12 protein-coding genes are annotated in these 13,874 nt (G+C 69.5%); 9 read left to right on the top strand and 3 right to left on the bottom strand.

All coding sequences use genetic code 11. The features are described from left to right. Nucleotides 1–52: 52 nt before the first annotated feature. On the top strand, nt 53–1,258 hold the full coding sequence (locus ACZ7OU_RS01865; RefSeq protein WP_470255863.1) for an MFS transporter: 1,206 nt from the start codon (nt 53–55) through the stop codon (nt 1,256–1,258). A 162-nt stretch (nt 1,259–1,420) separates the two neighbouring features. Here ACZ7OU_RS01865 and ACZ7OU_RS01860 read toward each other — a convergent pair whose 3' ends face one another. Continuing rightward, a complete protein-coding gene (locus tag ACZ7OU_RS01860) occupies nt 1,421–2,686 on the bottom strand; it encodes a primosomal protein (RefSeq protein WP_470253952.1) in 1,266 nt (421 codons plus the stop codon). Nucleotides 2,687–2,837: 151 nt separating this feature from the next. On the opposite strand from ACZ7OU_RS01860, the gene ACZ7OU_RS01855 reads away from it, so the two are divergent. From ACZ7OU_RS01855 to ACZ7OU_RS01845, 3 genes are read left to right on the top strand one after another with little or no spacing between them, the layout of a single operon-like run. Continuing rightward, the gene (locus tag ACZ7OU_RS01855) at nt 2,838–5,342 is read left to right on the top strand and encodes a DEAD/DEAH box helicase (RefSeq protein WP_470253951.1); all 2,505 of its coding nucleotides are present in this window, start codon (nt 2,838–2,840) and stop codon (nt 5,340–5,342) included. A gap of 38 nt (nt 5,343–5,380) precedes the next feature. Continuing rightward, the gene (locus tag ACZ7OU_RS01850) at nt 5,381–6,445 is read left to right on the top strand and encodes a C45 family autoproteolytic acyltransferase/hydolase (protein ID WP_470253950.1); all 1,065 of its coding nucleotides are present in this window, start codon (nt 5,381–5,383) and stop codon (nt 6,443–6,445) included. Nucleotides 6,446–6,492: 47 nt separating this feature from the next. After that, nucleotides 6,493–6,648: a hypothetical protein gene (locus ACZ7OU_RS01845; RefSeq protein ID WP_470239372.1), complete on the top strand. Its 156-nt coding sequence runs from the start codon at nt 6,493–6,495 to the stop codon at nt 6,646–6,648. A 60-nt stretch (nt 6,649–6,708) separates the two neighbouring features. Here ACZ7OU_RS01845 and ACZ7OU_RS01840 read toward each other — a convergent pair whose 3' ends face one another. Both ACZ7OU_RS01840 and ACZ7OU_RS01835 read right to left on the bottom strand, forming a co-directional pair. Beyond that, a complete protein-coding gene (locus tag ACZ7OU_RS01840) occupies nt 6,709–7,329 on the bottom strand; it encodes a hypothetical protein (protein WP_470253949.1) in 621 nt (206 codons plus the stop codon). A gap of 214 nt (nt 7,330–7,543) precedes the next feature. After that, nucleotides 7,544–8,524, bottom strand: coding sequence for a sugar-binding transcriptional regulator (locus ACZ7OU_RS01835; RefSeq protein ID WP_470239370.1), 981 nt, complete (start codon nt 8,522–8,524; stop codon nt 7,544–7,546). Between the two features lie 128 nt (nt 8,525–8,652). Between ACZ7OU_RS01835 and ACZ7OU_RS01830 the strand changes: the two genes are divergently transcribed. From ACZ7OU_RS01830 to ACZ7OU_RS01810, 5 genes are read left to right on the top strand one after another with little or no spacing between them, the layout of a single operon-like run. After that, a complete protein-coding gene (locus ACZ7OU_RS01830; RefSeq protein WP_470239369.1) occupies nt 8,653–9,657 on the top strand; it encodes a zinc-dependent alcohol dehydrogenase family protein in 1,005 nt (334 codons plus the stop codon). After that, nucleotides 9,650–10,984: an ABC transporter substrate-binding protein gene (locus ACZ7OU_RS01825; protein WP_470239368.1), complete on the top strand. Its 1,335-nt coding sequence runs from the start codon at nt 9,650–9,652 to the stop codon at nt 10,982–10,984. The genes ACZ7OU_RS01830 and ACZ7OU_RS01825 overlap by 8 nt, the downstream gene beginning before the upstream one ends. Next, a complete protein-coding gene (locus ACZ7OU_RS01820; protein ID WP_470239367.1) occupies nt 10,984–11,916 on the top strand; it encodes a carbohydrate ABC transporter permease in 933 nt (310 codons plus the stop codon). Before ACZ7OU_RS01825 ends, ACZ7OU_RS01820 begins: the two co-directional genes overlap by 1 nt. Continuing rightward, nucleotides 11,913–12,785 (top strand): carbohydrate ABC transporter permease, encoded by an 873-nt coding sequence (locus tag ACZ7OU_RS01815; protein WP_470239366.1) that lies wholly within the window; start codon nt 11,913–11,915, stop codon nt 12,783–12,785. Before ACZ7OU_RS01820 ends, ACZ7OU_RS01815 begins: the two co-directional genes overlap by 4 nt. Nucleotides 12,786–12,787: 2 nt before the next feature. Next, the gene (locus tag ACZ7OU_RS01810) at nt 12,788–13,861 is read left to right on the top strand and encodes an ABC transporter ATP-binding protein (RefSeq protein ID WP_470253948.1); all 1,074 of its coding nucleotides are present in this window, start codon (nt 12,788–12,790) and stop codon (nt 13,859–13,861) included. The last annotated feature ends 13 nt before the right edge of the window (nt 13,862–13,874 follow it).

Below are 13,874 nucleotides of genomic sequence, written 5' to 3'. Positions count from 1 at the left end.
CTATCGTTCACCATATAGGAAGTTGTTCTCATATCTTGAGACGGTGACGACGATGGCGCAGGTCGCGGACGGTTCGGTCGAGCAGGTGCAGGCGAGTTCACGACGATGGCTCATCCTCGCGCTCGGCCTCGCCGCGCAGACCGCGAGCTGTTCGTTCCTCTACGGCATCCCGTTCCTGGTCCCGGTCATGCGGGACCAGGAAGGGCTGTCCCTGGCACAGGCCGGCACGGTCGTCGCGGCACCGAGCATCGGCCTGTTGTTCACCCTGATCGTGTGGGGCGCGGCTGCGGACCGTTACGGAGAGCGTCTGATCATGGCGCTCGGACTGGGGGCGTCGGGGTTACTCCTGGTGTACGCCGGGGTAGGAACTCACCCGGTCGGGCTTCTCTTTGGTGTGTTCCTGGCGGCCGGAGCGTGTACGGCTTCGGTGAACGCGGCGAGCGGTCGCGTCGTGATGGGCTGGTTCGCGAAGTCCGAGCGCGGGGTCGCCATGGGCATCCGCCAGACGGCCCAGCCGCTCGGCGTCGGCGTCGCGGCGCTCGGGCTGCCGCCGCTGGCCGCGCACTACGGCTTCCGGGCGGCCATCCTGCTGCCGGCCGGGCTGGCGATCGCCGTCGCGCTGCTGGTGGCGTGGCTGGTCAAGGACCCGCCGCGGCCGCCTGCTGCTTCCGGCGGTTCGAAACCGCCCTCGCCGTACCGGCACGCGACGCTGTGGCGGGTCCACGGCGCGAGCGCGTTGCTGGTGGTGCCGCAGTTCGCGGTGTCGGCGTTCGCGCCCGTGTACCTGGTGGGGGTGCACCACTGGAGTCCGCTGGCCGCGGGCTGGTTCCTGGCGGTGGTCCAGGTGCTGGGCGCCGCGGGCCGGCTCGGCTCGGGCTGGTGGTCCGACCGGGTCGGCAGCCGCCTGCGCCCGATGCGTCAGCTGGCTTTCGCCAGCTGTCTCGTCATGCTCCTGGTGGCGCTGGGCGATGCCTCGTGGCTGTGGCTGGTCCTGCTGGCGCTGGCCTTGGCGGGGATCATCACGGTGGCCGACAACGGGCTGGGCTTCACGGCGTCGGCGGAGCTGGCGGGCCTGGCGTGGTCGGGCCGCGCGATGGGGACGCAGAACACGGGCCAGAACATCGCGGCCTCACTGACCCCACCCCTGCTGGGCCTGGTGATCGGCGACAGCAGGTACGCACTGGCGTTCTGCGTGGCGGCGATCTTCCCGGCACTGGCAGTGCTGGTGGTCCCGGTCCGAGCGGAGCGCCCTGACTGACGTGTCGTCCAGCTGAGTACGCGTGTCGTCCGCCGGAGTACGCGTGTCGTCCGTTCACTCCCGTGAGTTGCGTACCTGGCTGGACGACTCGCGTACCTGGCTGGACGACACGACGAAGGCCGCCTCCCCAACCTCGGGAGGCGGCCTTCGTCATACCAAAACTCAAGCCACCGTCAGGCGGTTCTCGAAGCCCTCGACGAGCTTCCGCCACGCGCTCTGCTCCGCGTCGAACGGCGCGGACGGCTCGAGGCGCGTCGGGTCGGGGCGGAGCACGAACGACACCAGCCAGCCCAGGCTTTCGTTGCCCGCCAGGGCCGTCTCGGCCGAGTCGTCGCCGGCCCAGTCCGCCGCGTCCGTGATCAGCTCGACCGCCAGCTCCAGCTGCGTCGGGTCGATCGCCTCCGGGCCCTCCGCGATGTCCGCGTCCAGGCCCGTCAGGACGTACGTGTTCTCGGTGTCGACCTCGACCTCGAGCTCGCCCGCCGTCGCCTTCGCCAGTACTTCGTCCCACGTGGACACGTCCGCGAGGTCCGTGTCGGCAAGGTCCTTGCCGTCGGCCAGCGCGCGGGCCAGCGCCTTCTCCGACGTGAACACGTCGATCTCGCCCTCGCTGCCGAGGAACACCGGCGAGTCGTCGAGGTAGCAGCGCAGCGTGTAGTACTCCGCGCCCGACGTGATGATCTTGATCGGGTCGATGCCGACCTCGGCCCAGAAACCGACCGGGCCCTCTTCCTCGTCTTCGTCGTCCTCGTCGTCCGAGTCGGCGGAGTCGATCGCCTCGAGGTCCTCTTCGCCCTCGGCGCCGGCTTCGGCCTCCGCGGACTCCTCGTGGAACGCCGCCAGCTCCTCGGCGGTCTGCTCCAGGATCTTCTCGTCGACGTCCGGCGCGGTCACCAGGCCGTCGATCGCGTCGAGCACGGTGTCCCACTTCTGCGACACGGTCTCGGAGAGGTCGTTCCAGACCTGGACGCCGACGCTCCCGGTGAACGGGAGGGTGCCCTGGTCGAGCAGTGAGAAGCCCTCGGTCGAGTCGAGGATCTCGTGCACCTCTTCGAGGTCGCAGACGTCGGCCAGCGAACGCACGATGCCGACGATCTCGGCCAGCTCCGCGATGTGCCAGACGTCCGGCTCCTCGGCGACGAGCTCCGGCACGCCGACGAGGTCGTAGGTGTGGTCCTCGTCCGGGATCAGCTCCGGCACGTTCAGCGACGGCACGGCGTCCCAGGCCGGGTGGTCGAGCAGGTCGTGCCGCTCGGACGTGCGGACGAAGGCGGCCAGGTGCGCGGCGTCCGGGAAGGCGTACAGGTCGTCCTCGTCGCCGAGGAACGCTTCCCACTCCTCGCCGTCCTCCCGCCAGCGCGGGGCCCACAGGGTGACGACGTCGCCCTGCGGCAGCCCGAGTTCGATCGGGATGATGTCCTGTGCCATTCCAAAGCCCTCCGGAGTACCGCCCGTGTGCGCGCGAGACCGAATGTATCCCCCGGTCGGTGCGCGGTAACGCGAAGCCTACGGGTTTACCACGCGCGATGCGATCGCCCCTGCCGACTTTGCGACGAGCGGATGGCACGATGGACGTCTGATGACTCTCACAGACCTCCTGCCTGCGGATCCCGACCCCGACGCCCTCTTCGAAGCGTTCACGACCTGGACGGCCGAACGGGGCATCGAGCTGTACCCGGCGCAGGAGGAGGCGGTGATGGAGGTCGTCTCCGGATCGAACGTCATCCTCTCGACGCCGACCGGCTCCGGGAAGAGCCTCGTCGCCGTCGGGGCGCACTTCACCGCGCTCGCCCAGGGCCGCCGCAGCTACTACACCGCGCCCATCAAAGCCCTCGTGTCGGAGAAGTTCTTCCAGCTCATCGAGATCTTCGGCGCGGACAACGTCGGGATGATGACCGGCGACTCCAGCGTCAACCCGGACGCGCCGATCATCTGCTGCACGGCCGAAATCCTGGCGAACATCGCGTTGCGGTTCGGTGCCGACGCCCCCGTCGGGCAGGTCGTCGCCGACGAGTTCCACTTCTACTCCGAGCCCGACCGCGGCTGGGCGTGGCAGGTGCCGATCCTCGAGCTGCCCAAGGCCCAGTTCGTCCTGATGTCGGCGACCCTGGGCGACGTGTCCTTCTTCGAGAAGGACCTCACGCGCCGCACCGGCAAGCCGACCGCCGTCGTCACGTCGGCGCAGCGCCCGGTGCCGCTGACCTTCCGGTACGCGCTCACGCCGTTGCACGAGACGATGTCCGAGCTGCTCAACGGCGGCCAGGCGCCGGTCTACGTCGTGCACTTCTCGCAGGCCGCGGCCATCGAGCGGGCGCAGACGCTGATGAGCATCAACGTCACGTCGAAGGCCGAGAAGGAAGCCATCGCGGACCTGATCGGCGACTTCCGGTTCGCCGCCGGCTTCGGCAAGACGCTCTCGCGGCTGGTCCGCCACGGCATCGGTGTCCACCACGCCGGGATGCTGCCCAAGTACCGGCGACTGGTCGAGACCCTCGCCCAGTCCGGGCTGCTCAAGGTGATCTGCGGGACCGACACCCTCGGCGTCGGCATCAACGTACCAATCAGGACGGTGGTCTTCTCCGCGCTGACCAAGTACGACGGCGTCCGCCAGCGCCACCTCAAGGCGCGCGAGTTCCACCAGATCGCCGGCCGCGCCGGGCGCGCGGGCTACGACACCGACGGCTACGTCGTCGTGCAGGCGCCCGACCACGTCGTCGAGAACGCGAAGGCCCTCGAAAAGGCCGGCGACGACCCGAAGAAGAAAAAGAAGATCGTCCGGAAGAAGGCGCCGGAGGGCTTCGTCAACTGGACCGAGAGCACGTTCGACCGGCTGATCGCGGCCGACCCCGAGCCGCTGACGTCGAGCTTCAAGGTCACGCACTCGATGCTGCTCAACGTGATCTCGCGGCCGGGCAACGCGTTCGACTCCATGCGTCACCTGCTGGAGGACAACCACGAGGACCGGGCGTCGCAGCGCAAGCTCATCCTGCGCGCCATCGCGATCTACCGCGCGCTGCTCGCCGCCGGTGTCGTCGAGCGGCTGTCCGAACCGGACGAGCAGGGCCGGATCATCCGGCTCACCGTCGACCTGCAGTTCGACTTCGCGCTCAACCAGCCGCTTTCGCCGTTCGCGCTGGCCGCGATCGACCTGTTCGACCTGGAGTCGCCGAGCTACCCGCTCGACGTCGTGTCCACTGTGGAATCCACTGTGGACAACCCGCGGCCGGTGCTGTCGCAGCAGCAGTTCAAGGCGCGCGGCGAGGCCGTCAACGCGATGAAGGCCGAAGGCATCGAGTACGACGAGCGGATGGAGCTGCTCGAGAACGTCACGTACCCGAAGCCGCTGGAGGAGCTGCTGCAGGGCGCGTTCCACAGCTACCGGCAGGGCCACCCGTGGGTCGACGACTACGAGCTCTCGCCGAAGTCCGTGGTGCGCGACATGTACGAGCGCGCGATGAACTTCGTCGAGTACATCGGCTTCTACCAGCTCGCCCGCTCGGAAGGGCTGGTGCTGCGCTACCTCGCGGACGTCTACGACGCGCTGCGCCACACGGTGCCCGACGAGGCGAAGACCGAACCGCTGCAGGACCTCATCGAATGGCTCGGCGAGCTCGTCCGGCAGGTCGACTCGAGTCTCTTGGACGAGTGGGAAGCCCTGCGTCACCCGGGCGAGGAGGGCGAGGTCGTGGTGCGGCAGCCGTCCGTGCCGCCGGGTGTCACGCGCAACGAGCGCGCGTTCCGCGTGCTGGTGCGCAACGAGCTGTTCCGCCGGGTCGAGCTGTTCGCGCGGCGGGCGTGGTTCCCGCTCGGCGAGCTGGACGCGGCGTCCGGCTGGGACGCCGAAGCGTGGGAAGACGCGATCGTGGGCTACTTCGAGGAGTACGACACGCTGGGCACCGGCCCGGACGCGCGCGGGCCGGCGCTGCTGATCATCGAGCAGGAGCCGGACGTCTGGAAGGTCCGCCAGATCTTCGACGACCCGGCGGGCGACCACGACTGGGGCATCAGCGCGGAGGTCGACCTGGCCGCGTCCGACGAAGCCGGGTCGGCGGTGGTCCACGTGACCGAAGTGGGCGCCCACTGACCGTTGCGATTCACTGACCGCTCAGTCATCGTGATCACATGGTGGCGACAGTGCGGGAGCACCGGATCGGCGACGTGCGCTGGACGGTCGTCAGCGGACCGCGGGAAGCCGCTTTCCGGGAGCTGGGCGCGTACGCCGCCGCGGACATCCGGACCGTCCTCGACGGACTGCCGGACTGGCCGGTCACCGCGCGGTCGCGACGGTCGCCGGTGCTGTTCCGGGCCGTCGAATCGGCGTCCCAGGTCGAGCACCCGGACGCCTACGCCGAGCTGACGGCGCTGGCCGAGGGCGCCGGGGTGCCGTTCGACGACCTGCTGCTGGCCAACCTGCGCGGCGACCTCGGCGCGGGCGACGGCACGGGTTGCACGGACCTGGCGTGGGCGCCGTTCCTGCTCGGCCACAACGAGGACGGCGCCCCGGTATTCGACGGGATCGGGCGCCTGCTGACGCTGCTGATCGACGGCGAGCCCGGGGTGTGCGTCTGGTGGTACCCGGGTTTCCTGCCGGCGAACACGTTCACGCTGACCACGCACGGACTGGTGTGGGGGATCGACAGCGTGAACGTGGTGGCGCCGTCGCCGTGCGCCGGCCGGCACTTCGTCGCGCGGTCCTTGCAGCGGGCCACCACGGTGGCGGAGGCGGTGTCGGTGCTGCGTTCCCGCACCACGGCGGGCGGGTTCGCGTACACGATGGGTCAGGTCGGCTCGCCGGCCGTGACGGTGGTCGAGAAGGCCGGGGACGAGACCTCGGTGACCACCGTGGACAGTGGGCTTTCCTGGCACACCAACCACTTCCGCCGGCTGTCGCCCACGTTGGACGCGGCTTCGGAGGAGAGCCTGCGACGCGCCGAGGTGTGCGCGCACCTGGCGCCGCCGGTGCCGGACGCGCGGTGGCTGGTCTCGGAGCTGACCGGCCGCGTGTACCGGAACGCCACCGGGGGCGACGACCTGATGACGTTGAGCACGCTGGTCACGGACCTGGCCGGCGGGACGGTGACGCTGGTGCCGCGGGGTGGCGCGCCGGCCCGCGCCCGGGTGGCGGATCTGGCGTCCGGCAACGTGGCCGCAGTCGGTGCGCTCAACGGCGCAATCGTCGCCGGGTAGGGCGGTTCCGGGGTTAGCGTGGAGGCTCGTCGAATCTGGGAGGGACCATGGTGAAGCGGTTGCTGGCCGGGATCTTCGTCGCCGGCGCGGTGGTCTTGGGCGTCGCCCCGGCGGCGTCGGCCGCCTCGATGGTGGAGTACGCGCTGGTACCCACGCCGGTCGAGTACGGGACCGACGCCACGGCCATCGAGTACGGCCTCTGACGGCGGGGCTCGCCGGGCCGTTGTCACCCGGCCGGGGCGATGACGAACGCCGCCGGGTCGTCACCGCACAGCGGGACCGCGAGGCCCGGCGGCGGGGTGCGCCAGACGTCGCCGCTGAAGACCGAGCACGATCAGCATGACCAGCGACAACGCGGGCAGCGGGTAGCCGGCGAGGATCCCGGCGACGACGTCGAACACCGGCGCCGTCACTCCGGCCACGAAGACCCAGGTCGGTGCGGTCGGTGGCTTCGCGGCCGGGGACCACGGCGTCTTCTTCCACGGCTTCGCGATCGAGAGCCAGGCCTGGAACGAAAGTGCGCTCGCCATCAGTGACGCTCCGGCGATCTGCGGCCAGGCGACGGTCTGGGTGTCCGCGGAGTCGCGGAGCGCGGGGGAGAGCAGGAAGATCCCGGCGTAGAGCTGGATCAGCGTCAGAGCGAACTTCGTGAGCACCCACCAATGCCGGGTGTAGCCCCACGCGGTCGCGCCGGCGAGCAGCAGGCCGGTGAAGGCGGAGACGTTCGCCATCGGCGCGAGCAGGACGGAGTCGAGCCGGTCGGCCATCGACGGCGCACCCGACGCCATCAGCACGACGAGGGCGAGGGCCTGGCTCATCCAGGCGACGGACGAAACGACGTGCAGCCAGACGACGGTTTGGCGCCGGCGCGGGGAAGTCTTCACGCCGTCCAGGCTCGCCGAGCGCGAACGACGGCACATCGGGCGCGACCCGGGTTTCGCCCCGGAGCCCGCGACTCGCCTTCTGCGCCCACCGGAGTACGCCGTCGCGGGGCCAGTACTCCCGCGGGAGTAGGGCCGGAACCCGGAACTCGCGTGATCGGGCGGGCATCACGCGTGATTGGAGAGGCATCTCGCGTGATTGGAGGGGCGACACGGCTCAGCGGGGTGGGTTCTTGGCTGCCAGGGCCAGGAGGGGGACCGCGGCCGCGGCGTCGGTGATCAGGGTCGAGACCATGCCCGACCGCAGGACCGCGTCCACCGCCGCGGCCTTCGGGCGGCTGTAGCCCAGGGCGATCACCTCCGGGACCGCCGTCAGCTCCTCGTGGCTGATCGCCAGCACGTGGTGGGCCAGGCCCGTCGACAACGCGTTGCCGGACGCGTCGAACAGCCGGGCCGCGACCTCCGCCGTCGCGCCGCGGGCCGCGATCGCCGCGCGCTCGGCCTCGTCCAGCGCGTCGTACACCGTCGACTCGCCCGGCTGCCACGCGCCGATGCTGACCACGGCCTTCGTCAGGTTCCGGAACTGCCCGAACGTCTCCGCGATGCCCGGCTGGCGCCGCAGCGTCTCCGTGGTCCGGCGGTCCGGCAGCACCAGCGGGCCGAAGATCGGGTACGCGTCGCCGCCGGACACCGCCGTCACGCGGCTGACCGTCTCGACCGAGCGGCCGCGCATGTCCATCCCCGCCTGCACCCCGCAGAGCTGGACGATCGGGCACCGCGGCAGCGCCCGGATCGCCTCGGTCATCGCGTTCACCGAGCGCGCCCAGGAGAGCCCGACGACGTCGCTCGGCCGGACGATCTCCTCCAGCAGCCGCGCCGCCAAGGTCCCGATCTTGGCCCGGACGACCTCCCGCGGTTCGCGCTCGGGTGAGCGTTCGAGCACCAGGGCCCGCTCCAGGCCGTACGCCGAACGCACCTCGTCCGACAGCGCCAGATCCACCGGGGCCGGCAGCGAGAACTCGACTCTGACCAGGCCGGACTCCCTGGCCGTGTCGAGCATCCGGGCGACCTTGAAGCGGCTGACGCCGAACTCGTCGGCGATCTCCAGCTTCGAGCGTCCCTGCACGTAGAAGCGCCGGGCGATGGTGGCCAGCAGGATCGCTTCAGTCAGCGACGGCAGCTTCTTCGACGCGCTCATATGAGCACTATAGCCCGAAATCTGCCGGAAAGGTTGACGTAACACCGAGGTCAGTCCTGTAATGCCTTCACATGTTCTCGACGCCATAGGTCACCGCCGCTCATATGAGCGCGAGAAAGGGGCTAGGCATGCGTGCCGCCATCGTCGACCGGCCCGGTGAGATCAGGGTCGGCGAGGTGCCCGATCCAAAACCCGGAGAACGCCAGGTCGTCGTCAAGGTCGGAGCGTGCGGGATCTGCGGGACCGACCTGCACATCGCCGACGGGCACTTCCCGCCCACGCCGTATCCCATCGTCCCCGGGCACGAGTTCGCCGGGGAGATCGTCGAGCTCGGCGCGGACGTGCCGGGCGAGTGGAAGGTCGGCGACCGCGTCGCCGTCGACCCGTCGCTGTTCTGCGGCTACTGCGGCCCGTGCCGCGCCGGCCACGGCAACCTCTGCGCGAACTGGGGCGCCACCGGCGACACCGTCAACGGCGCCTTCGCCGAATACGTCGCCGTCCCGTCGTCCACCTGCTACCGCATGCCGGACTCGATGACCTGGGAGCAGGGCGCGCTGGTCGAGCCCGTCTCCTGCGCGGTGCACGGCGTGCGCCGCGTCGGCGTCGAAGCCGGAGAGCGCTTCCTCGTGGTCGGCGCCGGCACCATGGGCCTGATCATGCAGCAGCTGCTGCAGCGGTCCGGCGCGCAGGTCACGGTGGTCGACCGCAACGAGGCCCGGTTGCCGCGGGCCACCAGCCTCGGCGCCGTCGCCACCGCGAAAGACGTCAGCGAGCTGAACGGCGAGAAGTTCGACGTCGCCGTCGACGCCACCGGTGCCGCCCCCGCCATCGAAGCCGCGTTCGACTCGATCCGCCGCGGCGGCCGGCTGCTCGTCTTCGGCGTCGCACCGGCGGAAGCCCGCGTCGCGCTCTCGCCGTTCCGCATCTACAACGACGAGATCACCATCGTCGGCTCGATGGCCGTGCTGCACAGCTTCGGCACCGCGCTCGACCTCGTCGGCAGCGGCGCGATCGACACCGATTCACTGCTCACGGACACGTTGCCGCTGGAGCAGTACCCCGAGGCGCTCGCCAAGATGCGCAGCGGCTCGGGCCTCAAGGTGCAGGTACTCCCGGGAGGCGGCCGTGCGTAAGCTCCTCACCCTCTTCGCGGCGACGTCGCTGCTGGCGACAGGCTGCGCCGGCGCCGGTTCCCTCGGCACCGGCAACTCGACGCTCGTCATCGCGATCGTGTCCAACCCGCAGATGAAGGACGCGATCTCCCTCGCCCCGGAGTTCGAGAAGGCGACGGGGATCAACCTCAAGTTCGTTTCCCTGCCGGAAAACCAGGCGCGCGCCAAGATCACCGCGTCGACCGCCACCGAGGGCGGCGAGTTCGACGTCGTGATGATCAGCAACTACGAGGCCCCGCAGTGGGCGGCCAACGGCTGGCTCGAGAACCTCGAACCGCACATGGCGGCCACCCCGGGCTACGACGAGGGCGACTTCATCCCCAGCATCAAGCAGTCGCTGTCGTACCAGAACCAGATGTACGCGGTGCCGTTCTACGGCGAGTCGTCGTTCCTGGCCTACCGCAAGGACCTCTTCGAGAAGGCCGGGATCACCATGCCGGCCAAGCCGACGTGGCAGCAGATCTCCGAGTTCGCCGCGAAGCTCGACGACAAGGCCAACGGCGTCGCCGGCATCTGCCTGCGCGGCAAGCCGGGCTGGGGCGAGAGCCTCGCGCCGTTCACGACGGTGGCCAACACCTTCGGCGCCCAGTGGTTCGACAAGGACTGGAACGCCAAGCTGACGTCGCCGGAGTTCAAGGAAGCCGCGAACTTCTACGTCAACCTGATCCGCGACCACGGTGAGGTCGGCGCCTCCAGCGCCGGGTTCTCCGAGTGCGGCACGCGCTACACGCAGGGCAACGCGGCGATGTGGTACGACGCGACGGTCATGGCGGGCACCAACGAGGACCCGTCGAGCAGCAAGATCGTCGGCAAGTCCGGCTACGCGCCGGCGCCGGTCGTCAAGACGCAGGCCAGCGGCTGGCTCTACACCTGGGCGCTCGGCATCCCGAAGGTCGCCAAGGACAAGGACGCGGCCTGGAAGTTCATGGCCTGGATGACCGACAAGGCGTACGTGCAGAAGGTCGGCCAGACCTACGGCTGGAACCGCGTCCCGCCGGGTGTGCGCCAGTCGACGTACGACATCCCGGACTACGCCAAGGCCGCCGCGGCCTACGCGAAGCCCACGCTGGACGGGATCGCGGACGCGAACCAGCAGAAGGCCATGGCGAACCCGGTGCCCTACCCCGGCATCCAGTTCGTCGGCATCCCCGAGTTCCAGGACCTGGGCACGCGGGTGAGCCAGCAGCTGTCGGCGGCCATCGCCGGCCGCGAGTCGGTAGACGACGCCCTGAAGCAGTCCCAGGACTACGCCCAGACAGTGGGCGACTCCTACAAGGCGGTGCAGTGATGTCCACGCTCTCCGTAGATGCCCCCACCTCCCCGTCCCACGCGAAGGCCGCGGAAAGGAAAGGCCTGAGCACCGCGGCCAAGCGGCGGCTGCCGCTGCTGCCCGCGCTGATCTTCGTCATCGCGGTGACGCAGCTGCCGTTCCTGCTCACCGTGTTCTACTCGTTCCAGTCGTGGAACCTGGTCCGGCCCGGCTCGCGGCACTTCGTCGGCCTCGACAACTACATCGACGTCTTCAGTGACACGACGTTCCTGGTGGCGTTGCTCAACACGGTGCTGCTGACCGTGGTGTGCGTGCTGGTCGCGCTGCTGCTCGGCCTCGGCCTGGCGATCCTGCTCGACCGGAAGTTCTTCGGCCGCGGCGTCGTCCGGACGCTGCTGATCACGCCGTTCCTGATCCTGCCGGCGGCCGGTGCGCTGCTGTGGAAGACGACGGTGTTCGACCCGACCTACGGGCTGCTGCACTTCGTCTTCGGCACCGACACCGACTGGCTTTCGGAGTTCCCGCTGGCGTCGGTGATGGCGCAGATCGTGTGGCAGTGGACGCCGTTCATGATGCTGCTCATCCTGGCCGGCCTGCAGAGCCAGTCCAAGGAGGTGCTGGAAGCGGCCTCCGTGGACGGCGCGAGCCGGTGGCGCACGTTCGCGTCGATCACGCTGCCGCACCTGTCCCGGTTCCTGCAGCTCGCGACGCTGCTGGGCGCGATCTACATCGTGAACAGCTTCGACGCGATCTTCCTGATGACCCAGGGCGGGCCGGGCGTGTCCAGCACCAACCTGCCGTACTACATCTACCAGCGTGCGTTCGAAGGCTTCGACGTCGGCCAGTCGTCGGCGATGGGCGTGATCGTCGTGATCCTGACGATGATCGTCGCGACCTTCGCGCTGCGCTTGATGTTCCGGACGTTCTCGGTGGACGGAGGCATCAAATGACCACAGTGGACACTCGACCGGAGACGGCCACCGCCGCCCCGCCGGCACGCAAGCCGAAGCGCAAGACTGGCCCCGGCGTGCTCACCGCCGTCACCTGGATCATCGCGATCCTGTTCGTCTTCCCGCTGCTGTGGATGATCCTCACGGCGTTCAAGCAGGAGGCCGACGCCTACACCGACCCGCCGAAGCTGTTCTTCAGCCCGACGTTCGACCAGATCGCGAACGTGCTGAAGGGCGGGTTCCTGCCCTACCTGTCGAACTCCGCGTTCGTCACGGTGCTCTCGACGGTGCTGGTGCTGCTGCTCGGCATCCCGGCGGCGTACGCGCTGTCGCTGGCGCCGGTGAAGAAGACGTCGAACGCGCTCGGCTTCTTCCTCTCGACGAAGATGCTGCCGATCGTCGCGGCGATCATCCCGCTGTACATCATCTCCCAGAACACCGAGCTGCTCGACACGGTGTGGGCGCTGGTCATCCTCTACACGTCGATGAACCTGCCGCTGGCCATCTGGATGATGCGGTCGTTCTTCCTGGAAGTGCCGCACGAGATGATCGAGGCCGGCCGGATCGACGGCGCGAACCTGCCGACGCTGCTGCGCAAGATCATCATGCCGGTGGTCGCGCCCGGGATCGCGGCGACCGCGCTGATCTGCGTCATCTTCTCCTGGACCGAGTTCTTCTACGCGGTCAACCTGACGGCGGCCCGCGCCGGCACCGTGCCGGTGTTCCTCGTCGGGTTCATCACCAGTGAGGGCCTGTACTGGGCCCAGCTTTCCGCCGCCGCGCTGCTGGCCTCGCTGCCGGTGATGATCGTCGGCTGGATCGCGCAGAACCACCTCGTCCGGGGTCTGTCGATGGGAGCGGTGAAGTAGCCATGGCCGGAGTCAGTTACGAATCGGCGTCGCGGATCTACCCGGGCGCGCACGAGGTACGGGCCGTCGACAAGCTCGACCTCGCGGTGCCGGACGGCGAGTTCCTCGTCCTGGTCGGGCCGTCGGGCTCGGGCAAGTCGACGGCGCTGCGGATGCTCGCCGGGCTCGAGGACATCGATGAGGGCGCCATCCACATCGGCGACCGCGACGTCACGCACCTGCCGCCGAAGGACCGGGACATCGCGATGGTGTTCCAGTCCTACGCGCTGTACCCGCACATGACGGTGGCCGACAACATGGGCTTCGCACTGAAGCTGCGCGGACTGTCCAAAGCGGACATCGACGCCAAGGTCGGCGAAGCGGCGAAGATGCTGGACCTGACGAAGTTCCTGGACCGCAAGCCGAAGGCACTGTCCGGCGGGCAGCGGCAGCGCGTCGCGATGGGCCGGGCGATCGTCCGCGAGCCGAGCGTGTTCCTGATGGACGAGCCACTGTCCAACTTGGACGCGAAGCTGCGCGTGGAGACCCGCGCGAACATCGCGCAGCTGCAACAGCGTCTCGGGACGACGACCATCTACGTCACCCACGACCAGGTCGAGGCGATGACGATGGGCGACCGGGTGGCGGTGCTCCGCGACGGCGTGCTGCAGCAGTGCGCGTCGCCGCGGGAGCTGTACGAGAACCCGACGAACTCGTTCGTGGCGGGCTTCATCGGCTCCCCGGCGATGAACCTGGCGACGCTGCCGCTGACCGAAGGCGGCGTCAAGCTGGGCGACGTCACCCTGCCGCTGCCCCGGTCGGTGCTGGCGGCCGCGGGCGACCTGCGCGAGGTCGTCTTCGGCGTGCGCCCGGAGTCGCTGGAACTGGTGTCCGAGGGCGGCTTCGAGCTGGTGGTGGAGCTGGTCGAGGAGCTGGGCGCGGACGCGTACCTGCACGGCAAGGTGGGCGACGACCGGTTCGTCGTCCGCGTCGACGGCCGCACCCCGCCCCGGATGGGCGACAACGTCCGGGTGGGCCTGCGAGGCGAAGGCGAGACCCACGCCTTCAACCCCGAGACGACGCTGCGCCTCTCCTGAAAAGGCTCTCCTG

It is taken from the genome of Amycolatopsis sp. NPDC114505 (genome assembly GCF_055633615.1).
Note: the sequence above shows the minus strand (reverse complement) of the source record. Positions and strands in the feature narration are given on the sequence as shown.

Excerpts from the sequence above, each read along its gene's own strand:
- ACZ7OU_RS01820 (WP_470239367.1), top strand. The coding sequence starts at position 10,984 with ATGTCCACGCTCTCCGTAGATGCCCCCACCTCCCCGTCCCACGCGAAG.
- ACZ7OU_RS01850 (WP_470253950.1), top strand. The coding sequence starts at position 5,381 with ATGGTGGCGACAGTGCGGGAGCACCGGATCGGCGACGTGCGCTGGACG.
- ACZ7OU_RS01865 (WP_470255863.1), top strand. The coding sequence starts at position 53 with ATGGCGCAGGTCGCGGACGGTTCGGTCGAGCAGGTGCAGGCGAGTTCA.
- ACZ7OU_RS01810 (WP_470253948.1), top strand. The coding sequence starts at position 12,788 with ATGGCCGGAGTCAGTTACGAATCGGCGTCGCGGATCTACCCGGGCGCG.
- ACZ7OU_RS01860 (WP_470253952.1), bottom strand. The coding sequence starts at position 2,686 with ATGGCACAGGACATCATCCCGATCGAACTCGGGCTGCCGCAGGGCGAC.
- ACZ7OU_RS01830 (WP_470239369.1), top strand. The coding sequence starts at position 8,653 with ATGCGTGCCGCCATCGTCGACCGGCCCGGTGAGATCAGGGTCGGCGAG.
- ACZ7OU_RS01835 (WP_470239370.1), bottom strand. The coding sequence starts at position 8,524 with ATGAGCGCGTCGAAGAAGCTGCCGTCGCTGACTGAAGCGATCCTGCTG.
- ACZ7OU_RS01845 (WP_470239372.1), top strand. The coding sequence starts at position 6,493 with ATGGTGAAGCGGTTGCTGGCCGGGATCTTCGTCGCCGGCGCGGTGGTC.
- ACZ7OU_RS01815 (WP_470239366.1), top strand. The coding sequence starts at position 11,913 with ATGACCACAGTGGACACTCGACCGGAGACGGCCACCGCCGCCCCGCCG.
- ACZ7OU_RS01855 (WP_470253951.1), top strand. The coding sequence starts at position 2,838 with ATGACTCTCACAGACCTCCTGCCTGCGGATCCCGACCCCGACGCCCTC.